The 22,329-nt window shown below is 58.1% G+C and carries 11 protein-coding genes and 1 tRNA gene; 2 read left to right on the top strand and 10 right to left on the bottom strand.

Going from position 1 to position 22,329, the window contains the following annotated elements; genetic code table 11:
* Positions 1-16 precede the first annotated feature (16 nt).
* The 7 genes from AABM56_RS07585 to AABM56_RS07555 form a co-directional block, all read right to left on the bottom strand.
* The gene (locus AABM56_RS07585; protein WP_347883949.1) at positions 17-1,267 is read right to left on the bottom strand and encodes a hypothetical protein; all 1,251 of its coding nucleotides are present in this window, start codon (positions 1,265-1,267) and stop codon (positions 17-19) included.
* Positions 1,264-3,891 (bottom strand): AAA family ATPase, encoded by a 2,628-nt coding sequence (locus AABM56_RS07580; protein WP_347883948.1) that lies wholly within the window; start codon positions 3,889-3,891, stop codon positions 1,264-1,266. Before AABM56_RS07580 ends, AABM56_RS07585 begins: the two co-directional genes overlap by 4 nt.
* A gap of 82 nt (positions 3,892-3,973) precedes the next feature.
* The gene (locus tag AABM56_RS07575) at positions 3,974-5,734 is read right to left on the bottom strand and encodes a hypothetical protein (RefSeq protein ID WP_347883947.1); all 1,761 of its coding nucleotides are present in this window, start codon (positions 5,732-5,734) and stop codon (positions 3,974-3,976) included.
* Between the two features lie 15 nt (positions 5,735-5,749).
* Positions 5,750-7,279: a hypothetical protein gene (locus AABM56_RS07570; protein WP_347883946.1), complete on the bottom strand. Its 1,530-nt coding sequence runs from the start codon at positions 7,277-7,279 to the stop codon at positions 5,750-5,752.
* The gene (locus AABM56_RS07565) at positions 7,233-11,510 is read right to left on the bottom strand and encodes an N-6 DNA methylase (RefSeq protein ID WP_347883945.1); all 4,278 of its coding nucleotides are present in this window, start codon (positions 11,508-11,510) and stop codon (positions 7,233-7,235) included. The genes AABM56_RS07570 and AABM56_RS07565 overlap by 47 nt, the downstream gene beginning before the upstream one ends.
* Before the next feature lie 68 nt (positions 11,511-11,578).
* Positions 11,579-14,422 (bottom strand): helicase-related protein, encoded by a 2,844-nt coding sequence (locus AABM56_RS07560; protein WP_347883944.1) that lies wholly within the window; start codon positions 14,420-14,422, stop codon positions 11,579-11,581.
* A complete protein-coding gene (locus AABM56_RS07555) occupies positions 14,419-19,668 on the bottom strand; it encodes a DEAD/DEAH box helicase (protein WP_347883943.1) in 5,250 nt (1,749 codons plus the stop codon). Before AABM56_RS07555 ends, AABM56_RS07560 begins: the two co-directional genes overlap by 4 nt.
* 308 nt (positions 19,669-19,976) lie before the next feature.
* On the opposite strand from AABM56_RS07555, the gene AABM56_RS07550 reads away from it, so the two are divergent.
* Positions 19,977-20,195, top strand: coding sequence for a hypothetical protein (locus AABM56_RS07550; protein ID WP_347883942.1), 219 nt, complete (start codon positions 19,977-19,979; stop codon positions 20,193-20,195).
* 622 nt (positions 20,196-20,817) lie between these two features.
* Positions 20,818-21,315, top strand: coding sequence for a hypothetical protein (locus AABM56_RS07545; RefSeq protein ID WP_347883941.1), 498 nt, complete (start codon positions 20,818-20,820; stop codon positions 21,313-21,315).
* Positions 21,316-21,542: 227 nt separating this feature from the next.
* Here AABM56_RS07545 and AABM56_RS07540 read toward each other — a convergent pair.
* From AABM56_RS07540 to ihfA, 3 genes are all read right to left on the bottom strand, one after another.
* A tRNA-Pro gene (locus AABM56_RS07540) sits at positions 21,543-21,619 on the bottom strand.
* Positions 21,620-21,683: 64 nt separating this feature from the next.
* Positions 21,684-22,043 carry a MerR family transcriptional regulator gene (locus AABM56_RS07535; RefSeq protein WP_007159195.1) on the bottom strand — a complete coding sequence of 120 codons (360 nt, stop codon included), beginning with the start codon at positions 22,041-22,043 and terminating at the stop codon, positions 21,684-21,686.
* Entirely contained in the window at positions 22,024-22,326 is a 303-nt protein-coding gene (gene ihfA / locus AABM56_RS07530; RefSeq protein WP_007159196.1) for an integration host factor subunit alpha, read from the bottom strand. The genes AABM56_RS07535 and ihfA overlap by 20 nt, the downstream gene beginning before the upstream one ends.
* Positions 22,327-22,329 lie beyond the last annotated feature (3 nt).

Here is a 22,329-nt window from a genome sequence, read left to right as displayed (position 1 = left end):
CGGCGTGCCGCATACATCAGCCCTCAACAACCCAGCTGCGTAACTCGTCGAAAACGGCATCACTACTAATCAACACGCCCGCCAGATCAATGCTGTAGATCGCAAGCTGAACTTCCGATCCCTCGATAGTTAGCTTTTCACGCAGCCCAGGGCTTACACCTTCCATAGCCGGGTAAATTAACGCCAACCTTTGACATTGGTAACGCAAGGCATAACTAACAAGCTGGTATAGATCAGCCGAGGCAATGCCCAACATGCGCTCTTCAGGGCTCAGGATCTTCCACTTGGCATCGGCAATAAGAACCACCTGCGCGCCCTTCAAGACAGAAACATCAGGCCGCAACTGAAACACTCCTTTCCCCACCTGATTAGAAACTAGGAAGCGACGTGGCCCCTGCGGCTGGATCTGCAGCCCCTTGAAAGTGCGGCGTGCTCTCCAAGTAACGTAGCTTTCGAACAGTCGGTTCATGTCAAACATTAACGCCAGAGCAGGCATACCACCGGCGGTAACGTTAGGGTGCAAACCACGCAGAAATTCCGCACAACGCTTGAAGATTGGCTGCCAGCGCTGATTCAGCCGATCAAAATCCAATGCCTCCACCTGCTCTGGCGTGAAGGAACGGCTTGATGCAGGTGCCAGGTGGGCAAGTAGCTCATTGAGTCCACGCTTGATGGCCGGGTGATGAGTTCGATGCAACAGCATGACCACTACATAGCTCAGTACTTGGTTGTATGGGTTGTCGATATCGAACTCATCGAAGCGACAATGTACACGCTGAGGCGAGAAGGCGTTGAGGCGCACCTGCCTGACCAGATCGATACGCCCGCGCACGGTTGCTAACTCATCCTCCATCGGAACATATCGACGGATCAACCCAAGTTGCATCTGCTGAGCGACCATGCCGCGAAAGTGCTCGATGAAGACATCAAGCAATGCATGCCGCTGTTGACCCAGTGTCGCCTCCCCAACCTGCTGCGGCGGCAGTGCCCCGGTCACCTGCAACAGCCGCACTAGTACCTGTTGGCAACGCAGCACGTCCCGCTCTTGGCGGGCGATCTTGGGGAGCACCTCGATAGCCAGGTCCCCGAGCTGAATGACCCCGCAAAACTGGGTGAACTTCACAGCAGCCCGGCGCCACTCAATCGCACGCGCTGGCAGAGAATCCGCAAGCCGTTCTAGAAGAGCGGCCTGATGTACATTGAGTGACTGACCACCTCCAGATCGAATGGGCAGCCACTCATGCTCGAGCACCTGCAGCAACGTCATACCAGTGGCTCATAAATCTTGCGGACAGCCTCCGGCGTGATCTCATCAGGCGCACAGATCTGAAAGCGCTGCGTCTCTGGCAAGCTATCTTCCAGCTCGCCAAAAACATCGATCGCTGAGTCCGTGAACTCGCGGACGATTTGCAACTCAAGGGGAGCCTTTACATCCCCAAAGATCAGCCGAATCCGCTGCCAGTCGTTATAGAACGTCTCCTGCAGGAGTGGGATGACTTCCCGGCAAAGCACACCACGCAGCCCCTGCATGTCTCGAACGCGAGTAAAGAAGGCATGGCCGATGGTCTGATCCCGGTGCAATAGGTAGGAGATTCGGCGATTAATCGTGTCAAGCAGTGCACGCAGGTTCAGTACGCCCCCCTCACCATCAGGGATATAGCCATCGCCCTGAGCCCCGGAAATCACTAACGAGTCTGGCATCAGCTCGCGGAACTGAAAGCGCCGCCGCAATGCCGCATCCAGCAGCGCAATTGAACGATCAGCAGTGTTCATACTGCCGTAGATATCCAGATTGCGCGGCACCCCGAAGTGCTCCCCGGAGTAAGGCAGCGTCAGCTCCATACCATCGAGTAGAAGACCGTCCGAATCATAGTGCGCACGCTTATCGACCTCGATCAGCGTGATCAGCTCACCCAAAATCTTGGCCACATTTCCGCGATTGATCTCATCGATAAAGATCGCATAGCGATGTTGGGGATCTTTCCTTGCACGCTCGCACAGGCGTTTAAAAACACCAGGTTTGACCTCATAAATAATCCCCTGCCCCCCAGCCGCAAGCTGAGGGCGAATTCCTTCGATAAAGTCCTCATAGCTGTATGACTGGTGAAAAGTGACAAACTCATAACGCTTGAATTGCTGCTCAGCGGCATTATGAGGCCCGCGCTTGATCAGCTCTGCACGTTCGACCCACTCAGCGCAACTCTCCTTCCAGTCCCCCGCAAGGATCCAGTTGCCCTGGTGATCCCTGTCGAATACATACGGCGCTCGCCGCGCTGATGCGTCTCGTTGAACGGTTGTCGAATCCAACACTGCATGACTCTGCAAAGCCTCCCAACAGGTAGACCTCAGACTGCTATTACCCGCTCTGAACTTAGCCTTGGCGAGAAAATAATCATGCTCAAGGAGCTGGTTAACACTCGCTTTGCCATCCAGCACATACAGCGCCATAAAAAGGACTTGCCACCAGGCCGCATCCTCCACGTTGACCCCAAGCCACTCCGCCAACGTCAGCTTGCTGATTGACTCCTCGTACATGGGAAGACGCGATCTTAGGCTATGCGTCTTACCGGTACCGGGCGGACCGAAGAAAATTAGATTACGCGCTGGTTCGACGAGCAACGGCTTGCTGCTATAGGGCTGTTTAGGCGGTGCAGGCTTTGCCAATGCACTCCAGCGCTTCATGAGTGCAGCAGCAACTTTAGGCTTGATTTCGATACCGGAGGATTGGGGGTTCCATTGCTGATCGTCAGCACCCAAGGCTTCCAGTTCGCTCCAAGAAACATAGCCGTCCTTGTGGGGATCACGCAGATCAATAATATGGATATCTACGTAATCCAGCATGCTGCCCTGGGCAGCTTTAGTCTCATCCCAGTGGGCATCTTGATAAGGCCCGTTAACAATACTGCCGCAGGCAATGATTCCCTTCGGATCAACCCCCCTGCGAAGTAGAAATGCAGCGTCTCCGAGTTTCACCGCGCTACTGGTACAACTCCAGCGCACGATAAGCTCGCCACCCTCCAAAACCTTTTGACGATCCTGCGCAAACTGGCTCCAGGCATAGCGTGATGGATTCCAGCAAAATAACCAGGTGCCTGGCTGAGGCCGCCACCGTTCAAGCCAGGGACTCTCGTAAAAATCCACCTCTGGACCTACGCTGGCCTCTTCTGCCTGGCGAATAGCAAGCAGGCTCTTATCCAGATCGATTAGACGCCAAGCCTTGACCGTGGTGACCGCCAGCTCTTTGTAAGCTGCCACAACCGCAGCCTTGTCATTCGGGCTCGCCATCCGCTCGAAGCGCTCAGGGAAAAGCAGGTGTAGTAAGATATGCCGCATCTGTCGCCCACGAGCCCATGGCTGAGCATCCAACCATTCAGCACACCCCCAAGGCTCGCGTAGATATTGCTCACGTTGTCCCTGTGGCAGCTTCTTGAAAGCGTCGACCATCCGGATCAACCAAGCCAACTCATCGGCGCGATACCGATTGAAACCCTGCCCAGCCGATCCAAGCCCCGTGATCACCTCATCAGTCATTAAGGGCTGAGCAACTGGGAAATCGCTTCCGGACCAACTCCATACGTACTCAATGTTCTCGCGCTTTTTACCCGCGCTCACATTGCTCTGGAAAAGCATCAGCACCCAGAGCATTTCGGCCATCAGCTGGATAGCCTCCGGCGAAGCCTCAGCCAGCTGCCCTTTGAGCTTTTCCAGAAATACTGCAGAGGACTCATCAGGACTCTCGACGAATCGCTGACGCAACTCATCCAATAGGTCAGCGGTCCAGCGCGGACCGACTGCAAAGAGCGATTGTCCACCGATGAGGCATTCCTGCTTCCACTGCTCGAAAGCGGCAAAGATGGGCGTTGCATTGTGAACGGGGTTGTAACGCGACATAACACTCCTTTATTTCAACGCTCAGCTATCTGTTGCGCGCGAATGATCAAGCTGGTTGCTCAACAGCCAACACTACCCTCGCTCAGTGGCTATAGAAGCCCGAAAGCACCGGCTGACCTTGAACATCACCCGCAGTAACTCGCGCTTTGCCCTGAAGCGAAATCAGACTCTTGCGCGCACCTCCCAGGGAGACAGCAATCCGCGGGAAGTCATCCTCAAGCTCCGGATATTCCTCCTGCAGCCACCGCGGGAAATCGGGAGCGTGGATCCGTGACACTGATTGCCCATTGAGATCAAGCTGGCCGCTCGCCAAAGCTTTCACCATCGGCAGCTTTGCTCCACCGCCGGTAAGTACTATGGCCAAGCCCCCGTTCTTTTGAGCTACCTGAACCCAACTGGAGTCCACACTGCTCAGTACATCCAAGAGACACTGTTCCAGATCCTGAGAAAACTTCTGAACGGCCTCGAGCTCCATGAACTCCTGTAACGACACATCAACGAGCTCACCTTCCAGCAACCGGACAGTCAGGAAGCCATCGTTAAAAAGTGCTTCCTTGTAATCGCGCATCCTCAGAGACAGGTCACGTTGAGTTTTCAGTTTTCGCGAATGATCGTTACCAACACCGCCCTTACTGAGCAACAAGTGAATTAGTGCCTGGTCGAGGTAGTTGCCCGCTCTGGTAATGCCTCGCGCGGACCCATCTACCTCAAAAGCCTGACGAACTGGCGTATTCGGGTTGGACTGCAAACGGTACAAGCTCATATCGCTAGTGCCAGCGCCAACGTCTACGACCAAGGTTACGCTATTGGTGCTACCAGCACTACTTAACAGGGCATTGGCAACGCCCAATGGCTCGGTTATCTGCTCAGTGACAAATTCATAGCTCCGTACTTCATTTCGCAATTGCTGCACTGCACGGATGAACGCACCAAGCGGCAAGCCGCTCTGCAAACGGTCACCCAAGGTATCAGCCAGCACCTGGGCCTCACCTAGCAACACTCGCAGCCGAGCTGCCACCTCTCGACTTTTTTCTTTCTCAAAGCAGGGCATAGCAAATCGGCGCTTAAGGTTGCGCGGCATATCGTGATCAGTCAGGCACTCATTGACCGTCCAGGTCATGAAGGTCAGATAGGCCAGGAGCAGGTCACCGAACAGGATGGAAATATCAGTAGGGTTGTAGGGCGTAGGCACGGGACTATGCAACGCATCCTCGGAGAGGAACCGCTTGACGTTGTCGACCCGCATGCGCTCGCCCTCACCGGCCTCCACTAGCGAAAAATCTACTGCGTTCTTGCCAAACCACAGCGTCCCGCCGTTATCGATATACACGGAGGAAATCAGCATGGTTTCACTGACCTCGGGCTGATCTCCCGGAATGCCGAGGTTCAGAACGTGAATCTCCTCGTAATCGTCTGCGTCAATCACCAGCGTTGCTTTGGACATGGCCGTGCCAAAGTCCATACAGAGCCTGGCATTCTCAGGTGCCTCAGGCAGCTCAAATACACTCAGATCGAGTTCAGCGGACAGACTAGGGGGGCTCTCCTCTTTTCCCCCTACAAAACTGTCCGGCTGAGCTTCGGCTTCGGCTTCGGCTTCGGCTTCGGCTTCGGAAATGATCGTCTGCGATGTTGGAGCAACAATCACTGGCGCTATTACTACGTCGGGACGCTTTACGACTACCTGAGGCGCCCCCTCCAACAGTGCTAAGGCATACTGCAGAGCCTCAAGCTCGTCTTCCGTAAGAACCCCGGGCAGCTCGAACTGCTGGGAGTCCAGAGGTTTGATCCGACGCAGCAGGTTTTTCAGCAGGATCCGCGCTTCAATACATTCCATCATGGCCATCCTTGTGTCTTTTGATCAGTTGTGCGGCTCGACTCGAGGCTTGATAAGCATTTTGATACTGCCGCCAAAGTCCTTCTGAATCCCATCGCGAACCACCTTAACCGAGCGAACACCCTGGCGAACGTCGCTCAGCAACTCATGTTGCAAGGGGTTGAACTCCACAACCTCGCCCTTGAGAGCGGTTTTGCTTAAACGTCGCATACGCGCCAGCATCAAAGCATTACGTGCGATATCAGCGTAACCTGCAGCGGCACCTGTAACCTTCTCAGCCGAAATCGGGTCATTAATTTCAAGTAGAGGCGCTACTGAGTCCCGTAATGCCTCCATGAAAGGTTGGGTGTTGAGCACCTCGATCAAAAGTTCGCCGATCATCTGGTCTTCAGAAATACCCACCTTGTGCACCACGGCACGCGAACTACCAGTGACAACGCCGGCATTGACCCACCACTGGCGCACCTCAGGATCGAGCTCCTGAGCTTTATCAAAGTGGCGAGTCAGATCCTTCATCAGCTGCGCCTTGGACAGGTACAAGGACTGCATCACATCCATTAGCGACTTGTCGGTTTTACCCTGGCGGGCCAAAACTAGCGCGGATTCACGCAGGCATAGATTGACCGCCTCACGGCTACGCGAATGGTTAAGGAATTGAATCCAATGAGCGCGACCCAGCAGGCTGCGTGCCCGCCCTATCACCTGATAAGTGTCCGAGAGCATGGCATGGGAAAAGCGCAGCTCAATTAACCGCAGCAAGAGGTCAAAAGAATCATCCACGATGCTGAATAGCAGACTCTCATCCACATCTTTGTTATCACCTTGCAGCAGTGCAGCGACCCACTCACTCAATGCCGCACCGGATTGTCCGCCCGGCTCGAACGAGCCACCTCGCAATACCTCCAGCCAAGCTCCGCTGATACGTCGCGCACGGCGTAAACGCGACTCGGGATTGCTGATCTCTTCCAACTGCTCCAGCGCCTCGACATGCGCCGCCCACGCTTCGGCAACACTCGCAAAGCGCTTCAACAGCAATTCGATGAGCAGTTTTCTGGGCTTCTCTGCAGTATCCAGCACCACAGATTCGCGAAGCGCATAGTCATTCAGCCAGTAAGTATCCAGCTGCAACAAGCATTGTGCGGCATACGCCTTGCCGTCACTGTCCAGCCCTTCCATGCTCGGCAGGTCATGGTCGGGCGATAAGGCAACCACAGCGCGGTTTACCGCGCCTTCGCGACCTCTGGCCACCGCAGCCAGCCTCCCCAGCACTGCCAAGGCCTGAAGACTGGCCGCTTCATCATCCTCAGCCTGTGACAACTCTTCGACCCGAGCGAGGACCTTGCTCAACCCCTCATCTTTAAGAAGAGCCTGGATCTGCAGTTGCGCCATGCTCTGGGTCAGCAGCTTGTCCAGCTCGATCAACGACGCGGCATCAGCGATGGCACGCAATTGCTGCATGACCGGATCGACTTCGTTTTTCCCTTGTGCGCTCATCTCAATCCCCATCTCAGTGCTTCGTAGCGCGACCAGAGAACTCAGCGGCAAGCCGCTCATACTCCGCCATCACCCGCACCTGCGTGCGGTACTCACCGAACTCGGCCAGCTCCTTGCGTTTAAGGGTCGGGAAGGTGACAGAGGGGTAGTCCTCAGGCATGACATTCTGCGGGTCGAGGATGTAGAGCAGCTCGTCGCGGGTCAGGCCGTAGAGGTGGGCGTAATAGGCGTCCAACTCGCACTTGAACTGGTGGCGGCGGTCGGGGTTCCAGGGGAAGGGCTCGCCCTCATAGCCCAGATCCTCGGCGAAAGGCTTGAGGTCATGGGCGGTGTAGGCCAGTTCCAGCACACGCGGGACGATATAGTCCAGGTCAGCTTCGGTGTAGGAACCGGGAGATAGCACTGGAAGTTGCTCAATGTAATAAAAGCTGAAGTTGACCCCCCCCACTTTCTGACGAGCAATCCAATCAAAAACCAAGCTATCCAGATTTGCATACAAGCCTGCCACCTGTGCTGCGCTAGGCCCTTTCGGCTGCATGAGGAAATAACTATCTCCGACCGCAGACCAAGGAACGAGTCCAGAGATCATGGTTCGCTCGTCCGTATTTCGGCAGCTTCGCCTCCACCCCAGCAAAAACCTCGGGCACCGAACCCGCAACAGCTCCTGCCCCCAGCGTAATGCCGCATCCTTGTACTCGCTCAGCACTCCAGGCAACAGGCCATGCAGCTCCTCGGCATCCAGCGGCGAAGCAGCCTGCAGGGCTTCGGCGGCGCGGGTATCGCGCTGGACGAACAGATCCTTGCCGCTGGCTGGGGCGAAGCGCTCCAGCAGCTTGTCCACCACCGGGTGCCCCTGCGCCAGCGCCGCGCCGAGCGCCCACTGGCCGAGCAGCTCGAAGGCGGCTTCCAGCTCACCCTTGTTGTAAGCCTTGACCAGCTCCTGCGGTGCGGTGCTGGTACGCAGCACCACCTGCCACTCCTCCACCCAGTATCGCGACAGCGGCAGGCAATCGGGCTGCTGCTTTTCCGCGTCGGTCATGTCGCGGGAGGTCTCGCCATCGCGCTCATAGGTGGCCCAGCGGTGGTCGTAGTGGTGCGCCAGCTTGCCCTCATAAAGCGGCAGGTAACGCACGCCATGCAGGGTGATGCTGTTGCCCTTGAGGATGCCGCCCTGCTCCATCAGCTCGTTATAGGTACGGAACAGGTAACTGGCCGTGTTCATCATGAACATCAGCATAAAGTTGATGCCCCACGGGTTGACCTCAGGCTGATCGCCATTGGCCTTGCGGATGAATACCCCGGCTCGCCGATAGAACTTCTTGGTCAACTCGGCATCAGCCTGCGAGCGGAATACCGGGCAGGTCATTGTATTTGGATTGAGCAGCGTGAACTCGTCTGGCGTTAACGAGAAAATGCGCCGTTCATCTCCAACCTGGTCCGTGCTGGTCGCAAAAAACTGAAGTGATGCTGAGTTAAAGCCACGCCCAACGGTGAGCGCACAAAATTTGTAGCTTCGGTGAACACCCTTGAAAAGCCCTTGGCTATTCTCAAAGTCAACTAGGCTCACTAGGCGCTTATCTTCAATCAGATGCCTGAAGAAGTACTGGGTGAAGGAGTCTGTTGCGATTCCCGAGGGGACGATCAAACCCGCACGCCCAGTTGGACCGTGCAGCTGGGTGGTCATTTCGGCAAACAGAGGAGCTAGGTTGATACGGCCGTGACTGGTATACGGATACCTGTCTGAGCCATGCACGAAGGACTGGCCTCTCACCACAGCATCACGCACCGTCTCGAACTCGCTGTAAAGCGTTGGGTTAGCCGACGAAAGTTCTTCGATCATCCGCTCACGCGCAGCCATATGCTGCGCGTTGGCAATCTCCGGCGCACGGGAAGCAAAGAACTCCTGCGGATCGAACTGCAGCATTTCCCACGGCGGATTCCCCAGCACCACATCAAAACCAGCGTGCTCTCGTTCGAACACCTGCGGAAAGGCCAACTGCCAGTGAAAGAAGTGCTGACGGCGGGCGATGCCCTGCGCCAGCTCGGCCACATCCGGGCTGAGCTGGCCCTGATGAGCGGCGATCAGTTCCTGATTGGTGGGGATCAGCAGTTGGTGCTCGGCATCCTTGGGCACGAAGAAGGCCGCGGTGTAGAGGTCTTCCAGCAGCCGCGCCTGGCGGGCTTCATCGCCCTGCTGCGCGGCCTGCCAAGCGGCCTGCTTGGCGGCGACCTGCTCGACGGTATCTTCCGGTAGCGCTTCCCAACTGCTGGCCAGGCTGCCGCTCATGCGCAGGCTGACAGCCAGCTTTTTGGCTGCCTGCTTGTTGCGCTTCTTCGCCTCGCTGGCAATGGTCTTGCTGTCGCCAGTCAATACCTTGTAGGCATCATCGGGAATGCCCGCCTCCAGCACTGTCGGATCGAACACCCCAATCAGCGCGTTACCACACTGGATATGCGCATCGAGAAAGCCCAACGGTTTGCCTGGCTCCAGCGCCTCCAGCCACAGGGCCGTCTTGCACAACTCGATAGCCATCGGGTTGAGGTCGACGCCATGGATGCAGTGCTGCACCACTTCACGCAGCGCATGGCGATACTGCTCTTCCGTGTATTGGTCACCCTGAGCATCCAATTCAGCCACTTTCGCAGCCAAACGGCGTGCGGCTGCAAGCAAGAAGTGACCGCTGCCACACGCAGGGTCACACACCTTGATCGACAGCAGTGCGGCACGCGGCTGCTCAGGATTGGTTTTGAAGCGATGTTCGATTACAGGCAGTAGTGCAGACTTAATTAGCTCCTGAACCAGGCTGTCCGGGGTGTAATACGAACCACTGGTTTTACGCGCATTACCCTGATCGCTTTCACCTTCAGCATCGCCGATAAAACCGAACTGCCAAGGTGAAGTCGCTGGATTAACGCGCGGAATAAGTTCAAGCAAGGACTCGTACACCGAACCCAGTTCTTCGGTATCCATGTCCCGATAATTGATGCGGGTGGCGCCAGTCTTACGTTGTGCCCAGGTCACGGCACGAATGGCGCTTAGTAGCGCCTTGTTGCCGAGCTGGCCAGTGTCTAGATCAGGACATTGGTTGCTGGCAAACAATCCACCCAGCGCTGGCAGGCCAAGTAGGGGCTGACCGCTGTGCAAGGCTGTGAAAGTGGTACTTAGGGCCTGCCAGAGATCCGCATAGCCGTCGTAGAAGCGCCGTTTGCGTGCCCGCTCGCGCAAGAGGCTAAGACTGTAGCCTTGGACATACAACCGGCGTGCCTCTGCTGTAGCGGTAGCCGGATCATGCAGGATGTTGCGATCCTCAGCTGTGAGCAGGAACAGCAGACGATAGACCAGGCGCAGTAACTGCTGGAAGTAAGCGTTCGGACTGAGCTGCCCGCTGGACAGCGCCTCGCGCAGAGTTTGGTTGGCCGGATGAGCGACAAAGCCGGTGCCCAGCTCACGCAATGCCTGCTCTACTCCGGCGCGCAGATGCTCGCGCGCGCGCTCGCCCTCTTCAACCGCCTGCTCGCGCCACTGTTCCAGCCAGCACTGGGCGATTTTTCCGTTCAGGGATAGAAAACGACTGCCATGCAGCGTTAGCCAGAGTGCAACAAAGTCAGAGTACAGGTCGTCTTCGAGCAGGCGGGCTAGGTCCACTTCAACAAAGGCTGGGCGCGTCATCGACGGGTTATCACGCAGAATGCGCAGAACCAGGCCGTTACTTACAATGCCCCAGAGTGCCCCTGAGCTGGCGTTCAGATACTCCTGCAGCAAACCTTGCGGCGAGCGACGGCGGCCCTCATCCCCGAAAGCTGGATGGCTCTTGTCGAGGCTGAAATCAGGGTTCGTAAGCACCATCGGAATATGGGCTATACGGCGGCGCTCATGACCAACATTCTCGCCCAATGCAAAGCAAGAATCGGCCAAATCCTGCTCAACAAAGCCTGCCTCGTGGGTCAGAGGAAAACGCCGCTCACCCAGATAGCGTGGATTGCGGCAGGGTTGCAGATCAGTGAAGGCGAACACATGCTGGAGTAAGGGAACCAGAAAACGCTCTACAGCCAGCGCGGTTCGGTCAGTATCTTGTCGTTGGCGGGCTTCGTTGAAAACTTCCCACTCTGCCTTGGCGATACGCCAGTAACGACTGATCTCATCGCGGAGTTTCAGGGTGCGATGCAGGCCATAGTCAGTGCTGTCCTGCCCTTTGAGTTTGAGCTCGCGCACGGCATTAAGAAACTCGCCGGGAAAGATACCGCCTTCGATACGCAGGCTGTCGAATTCGCGGTGGATAGTGCGGGTCATGGGGTGATTTCCATTACTAGTTTGCCGGCCAAGGCCTGCAAACAATCATTCATTGCTGTCTGGGTGCTTCAGATCAGTTGAGCGTCCGGCATCAGTACGTAGAGACCTACCACATCAACAGGCAGCTGCGGATAAACGTCGTAGGTGCCCTTGGCTTTGGCGGCATCGCGCACTCGGCGGTGATCTCTCAGCAGCTCATTGGCTCGCTGACTAGCAATCTCGTCGAGTGCCGGCTGCCAGGTCTGCACCTGCTGTAACGCTTGTTCAACCTGGCGCTGGCGCATCTCAGGGGCCATGTTGCGGCTCACTGGCTGCTGCATCAGCACAAGTATGTCCGCAGGGGAAATCACTTGCGGTGCGCTTTGCCCGCTTACGACAACCGCGATGGCCTCCTCAGCCAGCAGCTCGCGGCGCTGGCTGGCACGTGTCATCGTCAGCTGGGTTCGCAGGCGCACCAGTAGCACGGTGGTCCGGATGGCAACCGCTTGGGTGAACCAAGCCCCTACCCGACTGGCTACTGCATTGCCGTCCCCTTTTAGCGCCTCCTCAGCCAGCTGATCAGCCAAACCATCCACTAGTGGATGCGTGCGGTGTACATGCTCCGCTGCGCCTGCCGGCGGGTAGCTGAAGTCGATATTACGTAGGCTTTCGATACCAGACTGGGCCAAACGCTCACGCAGCGACTCGGGTAGTTCGCCGTACGGAAGACGCATAATTTTCTGGTACTGACCTAGCGGCGCATTCAGCGCCTGACAGGCAGCGGTAACGAAACGACGTACATCCGCGTCGTTGCCCAGCACCTCGGACATGCGTGCGAACTCCGGAATTACGTCCTCTGGCTTAAGTGCCCGCTGAGCGAAAATAGTTTGGTTGCGGCGCGCCTTGTCTTGGGCGTTCTGCCATTTGCTCTCAAAATCGTCCTCGATCGACTGTTGACTGTCGAAGCCAAAATCCAAAGAAAAGTTGTGCTTCATCTCGTCACGAGTCATCAGCACCGTCTGCATAATGGCTTGGCTAATGCGGGCTTCATCCTCAGGCATTGGTACAGAAATGCCCAGCGCCTTGCGGATGCTCTCGGCCTTACGAATGATGACTTGCAGAACAGCACCGTCGACCGGATTGTCTTCGCCGTAAAGGGTCATAGCCCTAACTTTGCTTGCGCGCTGGCCAAAACGATCAACACGGCCTTCACGCTGCTCGTGACGAGTCGGGTTCCATGACAGGTCGTAATGCACCACGGCATCGAATACGTCCTGCAGGTTGATACCCTCAGAGAGACAGTCTGTGGAAACCAGGATTGCCGGCTTATCGATATCGCGTAGAGCAAGAATCTGCTCCTCACGCTCGCCGGGACTGAGCTCGCCAGTGACACTCCCTACTTCGTGTTCTTTGAAAAGAGGCTTTAGCGCGGCAGCCACGTAGTGAGCGGTGGCGATGTAGCGACAGAACACCACCGGCTTGTAGCCTTGTTTGGTTAGCGCCTTGATCTCGACGATCAACTGCTGCAGCTTGGGGTCGTTATCACCTGCCAGGCCATCTGCCCTACTCACCAGTTTGCGCAGACGCTCGGCATCCTCGCCCACCACGGCACCCGGCTCGATATCGTCGGTGGACAACCCCAGTTCACTGGATCCATCAAGAACGGTATTGATGCCAATAGCCTCGATATCGGCTAGCTGGTTGGAATCGCTAACAGTTCCATCAGCTGCGGCGCGCCTGAGGCGTGTCTGTAATGCACGCACAGCCGCGGCAGGCGATGAAGAAATACACCTCAACAACGCGAGCGCGGCCCACCAATTTAGACGCTGGTGCAGCGTATCCAGCCCCTCAGACTCACGAACCAACTCGCGAGCGTAGTCGAGCACTTCGTTGAAGAGCGCCCCCCAGGCGCCACTGAGCTTATAGGTTGACTCGGCTGTTTCTCGCTGCGGAAAGCTGGTGCTGTCCTGCCATTCGCTGATGTCGATGCGGCGGCGTTGAACCAGGTGATCACCGAGCTGCTTGTACAGCGGGTGGTCGGCACGGGACACATCCTTCAAACCCACAAAAGCCGGATTCAAAAGGCCAAGCAGGTTGTAGTAAGCATCCTCGTTGCCGCTATGGGGAGTGGCGGTAAGCAGTACCAGGTGACGCTCGGTGTTATCGGCCAAAGCACGTAGCAGACGATAACGCTGATGCTTGCCGCGACTAATACCTTCAGCACAGGTGTGGGCTTCGTCGACGATAACCAGTTCAGGACAGGCGTTCTGAAACTCATCACGACGTCGGTCAGACTTGATGTAATCCAGGCTGACCACAGTGAATGGGTATTCCGTGAAGATTGAGGTGTGAGTCTGCAGACCACGCTCCAATCGTTCGACGGTGCCAGTGGTTACCACCTCTGCGCGGATGTTGAACTTGCGCTGCAATTCGTCCTGCCACTGCTCACACAGGTGAGGCGGGCAAAGCACGGCGAAGCGCTGGATCTCACCCCGATCAAGCATTTCTCGTGCGATCAGCCCTGCTTCAATGGTTTTACCGATACCGACATCGTCAGCGATCAGCAGGCGAATCACTTCGTGCTTGAGCGCCATCAGCAACGGCACCAACTGGTAGGCCCGCGGCTCTACATTGATGCGCCCGAGCGCACGGAACGGACCAGCCCCAGCGCGCAGTTTTAGCAGCAAGGCATCGCGCAGGAGCAAAGCTGAACTCTGCGTGCCACGTTGAGCTTGGTTAGCATCAGGCAACGGAAAAGTAGCCGGCTTGGGCGGGTCTCGTTCAAGCAGCGCATGGATGACAATCACATCGTCGTCCGAACCACCGAGTGAGCGCAGGTGTAAGCGTGGGCCGTCGGACTCGGGTAACACAATCCATTCGCGCCCGCGGGCACTCACGATGCTGCCGGGCTGAAACTCCTGAAAAGCGCTCATGCGCGAATATCTCCAAAAACGTCCGGATAGCGGCGCACGACATCGGGCCAGTAGCTGGTATCACGGGTAAAACGGATGACTGTATAGCCGTAATCGGATAAGTCACGAGTCAGCTGCTCATCAAAGGCACGCTGACCCGGCTGCTCGTGTTGCGGGCCGTCGATATAGATCAGCGCCTGCGCATCCTGGTAAACGAAGTCCGGACGAGTCTGCAGGGCTTTTAGATATCGCTGGGCTAAATCCGGCTTGCGTAGCTGGTGCTGCTCGATGAAGTCCAGCCAAGCCTGCTCCAAACTGCTAGCAGACTGCCAGCGCAGGTTAGCCATGTGATCTTGCCCCTCACCGTCGAGGTGACCGACCTCCAAGGTACCTCCCGCCAGTGCGCAAAGCAGGTCAGTGACTTCGTTGAGTTTGCGATCCAGCAGCTTGTGGTCAGGCTGGTTGTGGTAACTGAGCAGGCAGCGGTAGCAGGCGGCATCGCACTCCTCGCTGGCGTTCTCCAGCGTGACGGGCGACCAGCTGTCGTCCGGGCTGCGGTAATGCATGATCTCCAGCGCCCGTCGGGCGACGCGCGGCAGGCCGGCCGGATCGGTAGCCAGCCGGGTGAGCACACCGGCACCGCCTTCAGCCGACTCGTAGAACAGCATGCTGTTGCGCTCGTCCCGGCCGGGCATCGGCTCGACCATAAGCTCGCTTTCCTCCAGCTGAAACTCGGCCTCGATGCCGCGCTTGAGGGCGTACTGCAGGGTGGCCATCGCGTCTTCATCCAGCGGCAGCGAAGGCTTGATCAACAGGATGTTGCGGCGATCCTCAACGAAGGGCGAGATGCGCTGAGCCTGGATCTTGTCGAGTTCGGCGTTCTCGTTCTCTTCCTTGGGTGCCTGTTCGTCATTACTCCAGTAGCCGCTGACCGGATCGATCTTGAAGCCGTAGATCTCCGTATCCCTGCGCCGCCGCCAGCCCAGGTTCATGCGCCACACCGTAGCGGCCGGGGCGTATTGCAGGTCGAGCAGCGACGCATCGCCCTGCAGCATCAGGCTGCGCACCACCTTTGGCACGCCGTTTTCTTCCTGGAACTGCAGGGTGGTACGCACCTCGTAGCCCTGGCGCATGCGCTCTTCTTCGTCGCAAGTGATGCGGGTAGCGCGCTGGGTGCTGACGTTCTCGATGCGAAACAGGTTGTTGATGACCTTGCCGCCAGCCAGTGGCGCCTGGCAGGACAGGCACTGCTCGTAGTGGCGCTGGTTGCGAAAGTGCCCGTAGCCGCAGGCCGGGCACAGCAGGGCCTCCTCGGTGACGATCCGTGCCTCGTTCGCTCCCTGGTTACGCACGCCAAGGATCACCCGCTTGACCCGGTACTGGCTGCCTTCGTGGTAGATCAGGCTGAGCGGCCCGAACTCGGAGATAGCCAGGAAGCGCGGACGGGACAGCACGCTGTCGCGACCAACGCCGCCCATGCGTCCTGGGATGAAGGCGGATAGCGGCAGGCGCGGGAAGTTGTAGCCGGGCAGGAAGCCCTGGCTGGCCAGATAGCGGTAGGTCTCGAAGTCCGAGTGGCTGCCGCCGCTGGTTTCCAGCAGCAGGTTGTGCTGAATCATTGCCTCGCGGTGACGGCGCTCGGCGATCTTGCGCTCCTTCTCGGGCGCAGCCGGGTTGGTCATGATCGCGCTGGCTTCGTCGATTTGCCGGCGCGTGGAGGCGTATAAATCACGCCAGCGCTGCAGGGCCTTATCGAAGCGCAGGTAGGCGGAGCCGAGCTTGGCATCCAGCCACTGAGCGGCGGCCTCCTCCACCGGCTTGCCGCGCTCCAGCCAGATGCCCTGAGCACTGGCCAGCTCGCCACGCAGCATGTGCAGCAACCGGGTACCGCGCTTGCACGCACTCGCCAGCGCGTTCTTGTTGCCTAGGGCGACCAAATAGTCGTCGAGTAGCGGCATCTCGCTGGGGTTTTCCATGTCTAGCATGGTGTTGATGGTCGAGGGCAGCTTGCAGCCGGTTTCCGCCAGCCAGGTGGCGAACAGGTGGCTTTCCACCAGATCCTCATTGGCCAGGTCGAGGGTGGGCGGGCTGACCTCGCCGTAAACCATGCGCCGCGGCTCCTGGAAGAAGTACTGGTCGTGCGGACTGAGCGCCGCGCAGTAGGTGATGATCAGCGCCGGCTGCCCGGAACGCCCGGCCCGGCCGCTGCGCTGGGCGTAGTTGGCCGGAGTCGGCGGCACGTTGCGCAGGTAGACGGTGTTGAGCGAGGCGATGTCCACGCCCAGCTCCATGGTCGGCGAACAGAACATGGCGCGCAGATCGCCAGCGCGGAAGCGCTCTTCCCGCTCCTCGCGTAGCTCCGCCGGTACCTGGGCAGTGTGTTCGCGGGCTTCGAGGGTGAACAGGTCTCGCTGCTGGCTCTCCAGCATGTCGGCCACGCCGTTGTAAAGCCGCTGAAAATAGGGGTTGCGGGTGACCGTCTGGTTGAGCGGATTGGGCTGCGGGCTGCCTGTCCCTAGGCGCCAAAGCAGCGCCTCGCCGAGCACCTGATAGCCGCGGATGCCCTTCTCCAGCTCAACGCCGTCGATCAACCCATAGCTTTCGACGATATCCAGCAGGTCCTGGATGAACTGCGCGTAGTTGGCCTCGGTCAACGGCTCATGGTGGCCGCCCTCCCAGAAGGACGGCGCCTTGATGGCCTGACCGAAGCGGGTACGCAGGCCAAGGGTCACGGTATTTAGATCCTTGCGCGGCTTGCTCAGGGTGGCGTAGCCGGCTTCGGCGAGCATCTCATCCTCGGTGAAAGCCCAGGGCTCCTTGAGGTGCTGACGGCTCTTGTTCTTCCACTCTTCGAGATTGTAGCGATCGAGGTAGCGGGTTTTGATGCACAGGTTGCGGCGCATGACGTCCAGCAGCATCTGTACCAGTTTCTGCCGCACCGCCGGGCTGGCCAGTGCCAGCATCGGGTGAACCTGACGCTCGCCGGGTGATCCCGGCCTGGCGGTGCTCTGCCAGCGGGTATCGTCGCTGCACAGGGACGGCAGATCCTCATACTCAATACGCAGCAGATCGAGCTGTTCGAGGTTGGGATTGTTGAAGCGCCATCCGCGACGCAGGTCGAAATACAACCGGTAACCGAGGATATTGCGCATGGTTTCCTCGGCATCGCGGCGCAGCCGAGGCGCGATGTTACCGGAGTTCTGCAGGTATTCGCTGCGGATCAATGGGTCATCGATGGCAAAGCCCAGGGCTTGGAAGACCTGTTGAGTGATCTGGCTGTCGCTGAGCGGATCGTTGCCACGCTGGCGCATGCAGCTGAACAGGGCACTACGCATCAGCAGGATCTGCATGAAGTCGTTGAAGTGTCCGGCCTGCAGGGATGCGTCCTGGCGGTTGTCGGTGAAGCCGAGCAGCTTGCGGGCATCGGCGGCCAGCTCGCTGTCCGCTCCAAGCATGTAGCGCAGGGCGGAAATGCTCAGAATGGTAGTGGCCGAGCTGCGGCCTTCACCGGACAGACCAGACAGCCGCGTCCAATCCCGACCGCGCGACTGGTTGGCGCCGCAGCACAGACAGAAGCGGAAGCCGCCGGGGATGAACCAGCTGCGCACACCCTGCAGGTGGCTCTGCCCGTTGCTGGCGACGAACACCTCCTGCGGCTGGTACTTGCGGTAGGCCGGCTTGATGCGTGGCTCCCTTCCGGCCAGGTCCACCCAGTTTTCTGGGTAGCTTTCGAGGTTTTCCCCATTCCAGCTGCGCTCGGGATCCGTCATCAGGAAACCGTGTCTCACGTCTTCGTCGTCGTGACTGGTCTCCTTGATGCTGCGCGGTGCAAAGGCACGGCTACCCTCCTCGATCTCGTCCCAGACCGGGTAGTACTCCTGGCCGCAGTTGCGGCAGAAATGCACACTGTAGAAGCGCCGCTCGCGGTCCCCGGCCACTGCAAGCTGGCCGGACAGATCCAGCTTGCGGGCACCGGGCGCCTCCAGAGTCGCGAACAGGTCGGCGGCACCGGAGACGAACTGGTGCAGGCGAAAGGCGAACAGCGGCTTGCCGTTGACGTCCTTGCACTGGTAGGCGGTCAGCAGGAACTCGGACAGATAGGCAGCGCACTGCTCGCTCGCGACACCACTGGCCTCGGCCAGCTCACCGGCAGACTCTTCAATGCTCAGCGGCTTGGCGCGTACCCAGCGGCCTTCGGTGTGCGACAGGCCAAGAGTTAGCTCCACCCAGGCGGAAATCGGGTGTTCGCGCAGACTCTTGAAGTCGGGGGTCTGCGGCACACCGGCAGCGATAGCTTTGGCTAGCACATCCGCAGCAGGAATCGTCAGCGCCGGCGTTACCCGCTGCAAGGTCTCAGTGATGATGTTTTCAGGTTTGACCGCTGCGCCGAAAATCTTGCTGGCAACCTCCGCCACCACCTGGTTGCGCTGGGCCAGGGGGCCCTGGGTCGACATAGTGGCCGAGGTGCCGATGCACAGCAGGTTGCTATTGAGGCGCTCGCGCACCCTACGCACTAGCATGGCGACGTCCGCGCCCTGACGGCCACGGTAGGTGTGCAGCTCATCGAGTACCAGGAACTGCAGCCCTGCCGCTGCCTGGATGATGGCACGATCTTGCTCGCTCTGCCGGGTCATCAGCAGCTCTAGCATCATGAAGTTGGTAAGAATGATGTCCGGCGGAATGACGCGCATCCGCTCGCGCTCCTCGGACTTCTCCTGGCCGGTGTAGCGGCCATATGTCACCGGGCGTTTGCCATCAGCATAACTAGCCAGGAACTTCTCCAGCTCCTCGCACTGGCTGTTGGCCAGGGCGTTCATCGGATAGATGATGATGGCCTTGATGCCCGGCTTGGCGCCTTGCTCCTTGCCCTTGAGGATCGCATCGAAGATCGGGATGAAGTAGCTGAGCGACTTGCCCGAGCCGGTGCCGGTGGTCAGCACATAGCTCTCACCGGCCTGGCAGCGGGTAATCGCTTCCTGCTGGTGCTTGTGCAGGCTTGCCGGCACGCCCGGTTTGCCGCCTTCCTTACCGAAACGAAAGATGTGCGCGCATTCGAGATGCAGGATGCGGCTGGCTACCAGCTGCTCGACGTTCTGCCCGGCAACGAAGAACGGGTTGACCTGGATAAGCGGCGATGGCCAATAACGCCCAGTGCCGTACTCGGCATCCAGGTAGCCGCGGATGTCTTCCGCCCTCGGGTTGGTGAAGCTGCGAGCGAACTGCTCGTAGTCGCGTATGACCTGATCGCGAAAGCTAAATGCATCCACCTTGATGCGCTCCTTAGGCTAGAAAGCTAGTGGGACATTAATCCCTTATATCTGCGCCGCATCTTAACTGCATATGAGACTCAATAGACGAGCCCCTTGAAACACCGGACACCGTTTCCCGCTTACCATAAGGGATAGGCAAACGGTCGTGTTTATGGCTACCAGCAAGTCAGACATATCGTAGTGCTCGGCCAGGAGCGGCGTCGCCGGTGGACGGTCGAGAAGAAGCTCGCCATGGTTCGTGAGACCAGCTACAGCGTCTAGGTGGTTACCAGGCGCAACCACCTCAACCCCAACCAGCTGCTCCATTGGGCAAGCTCTACCAGAACAACAGCCTGTCGGAGTCAGCGCAGGAGAAGCCGGCGTCTAGCTCAGACCTGGCTGACGCGATGAAGCAGATCCGTGAGCTGCAATGGATGCTGGCCAAGAAGACCATGGAAGCCGAAGTGCTCAAGGAAGCCTTGGAGATCGCCCGCTCGCGAAAATGGATTGCACACTCACCCCTGTTGCCGGGTGACGACCGGTGAAGCTAATCAGTGAAAGTCTCGGTGTGTCGCGCTCACAACTGACGGCTCGAATCAAGCTAGTCCCTAAATACGAGAAGCTCGCCGCCAGCGCGCGCTCGACGATACGGCGTTGGTGGAGCGAATCAACCTAGCCATCGCGGACTTGCCCAGCTATGGCTATCGCCAGGTATGCGCGCTACTGCGACGCCGGGCTGAGCAGCAGGTACCACCTGCCGCTAATGCCAAGTAGGGCTCATGCCTGTGCTCCGGCCCAGCAATGATGACCTCCAGCAGAAAGCGGCCATCCGGGCCACATGCTGAAACCGCCCTTGAATAACGCTCAAAATACAGAACCATGCCGGATCCAAACTAAAAAAGCAGATATTTTGCACTCTGTATTTTTCATGTCAGTTTTATATATCTGTTACTTATAAAACATACTCTTAATACTTTACAGAAATAGAGCATCCAGAAAGCCGCTCACGCCCCCTGCGCGGCGCTTTCATGAGGAAACGCCAGCACGGCGATTGCAGAGGACGTCAGAAATATTCTCAAGGACGGAGAACCCAGCCATGAGGTCGTAGAGGAGATCATTCGACACCTAACAAGGACTGAGCGCGGTCTCGACCTTATAAAGCGCCTCATGAATGCCCTTCGTCAGCACAGGTATCGCTCATTTGAGAAGGGCAAGATAATATGCACGTTTGCCCTGCCAACCAGCACCAAGAAGGCCCTGCGCAAAAATGCAGAAAGGCTGGGCAAGAGCGAGAGTGACCTCGTTGACGAAGCCTTTAATCAGTCCGAGAGGTTAATTGAGGAACACCGGCAGCGGGAACAGCGGCTTGAGAAAGCGCGCGAGCTTGAGCGCAAGCGGGCGAAGCAGCGCATCGAGTTACTTAGGGTCAAACACCACGAAGCGATGAGGCAAATCCAGAAGCTCGCGACATGCCTCTCCATCTGGGAGCTGGCTCTTAGGGCGGAGCATCCCGAGATCAACGTCGATCACGGCATGCTGCCCGATACAGCGAAGGAAAAGACCAGGCCGTCAAGAAAGCCATCAAAACCGCTGTGGCCAGGTGGGACTTTCTCCAGGCGAGGGTATGACAGCCGAGGTATCCACCTCCACGTAACGCCACAGTAGTGACCAAGCCCTGACCCTCTCGGAGGCTATCGCTTTCTTCGGCGCATTCGTTGCGGCAGAACTGGGTCGCCTATAGGTAGTAGTCCTTCTCAACCTGCTCCAGTGCAGCGAAAAAGGGGTGAAAACCCGCGGTGTACCGAAAAGTGGGGCAAAAATCGGAAGCCCTCAAAAACCACCTGACATAAAAAATCCAGTCACCGCTAAGTGACTGGATTTTTTGGGGTTTATGGTCGGGACGGAGTGATTCGAACACTCGACCCCTTGCACCCCATGCAAGTGCGCTACCAGGCTGCGCTACGCCCCGACTGTGTTCCTCTAGGGAACGGCGTGCATCTTACTGCAACGCTTTGATTAATGGAAGCTTTTTTTCACTTCTTCAGTACGACGAGGACTTCTTCGAGTTCACTGATCATCTGGCGGATGAGCTGGTGGTATTGCGAACCCTCGTCGCGGGTCTCGTCGCCCTGGGTGAGGCGCTGGCGCGCCCCGCCGATGGTGAAGCCTTCGTTGTACAACAGGGAGCGGATCTGGCGGATCATCAGCACGTCGTGGCGCTGGTAGTAGCGCCGGTTGCCGCGGCGCTTCACCGGGTTCAGCTGGGGAAATTCCTGCTCCCAGTAGCGCAGCACGTGCGGCTTGACCAGGCAAAGGTCGCTCACCTCACCGATGGTGAAGTAGCGCTTGCCCGGTATGACCGGCAGCTCGTCGTTATGACTTGGTTCCAGCATAGGCCTCGACCCTGGCTTTGAGTTTCTGCCCGGGGCGGAAAGTCACCACACGGCGCGCCGTGATGGGTATCTCCTCCCCTGTCTTGGGATTGCGTCCGGGGCGCTGGCGCTTGTCGCGCAGGTCGAAGTTGCCGAAGCCGGACAACTTGACCTGCTCGTTGCTTTCGAGCGCATGACGAATTTCTTCGAAGAACAGTTCGACCAATTCCTTGGCTTCACGTTTGTTCAGACCGAGCTCTTCAAACAGACGTTCGGCCATCTCAGCTTTCGTCAGGGCCCCCATGCG

This window comes from Pseudomonas aestiva, assembly GCF_039908605.1.
In the GTDB taxonomy this organism is placed as follows: Bacteria; Pseudomonadota; Gammaproteobacteria; order Pseudomonadales; family Pseudomonadaceae; genus Chryseomonas; species Chryseomonas aestiva.
This window is presented reverse-complemented; position numbering and strand designations above follow the sequence as displayed.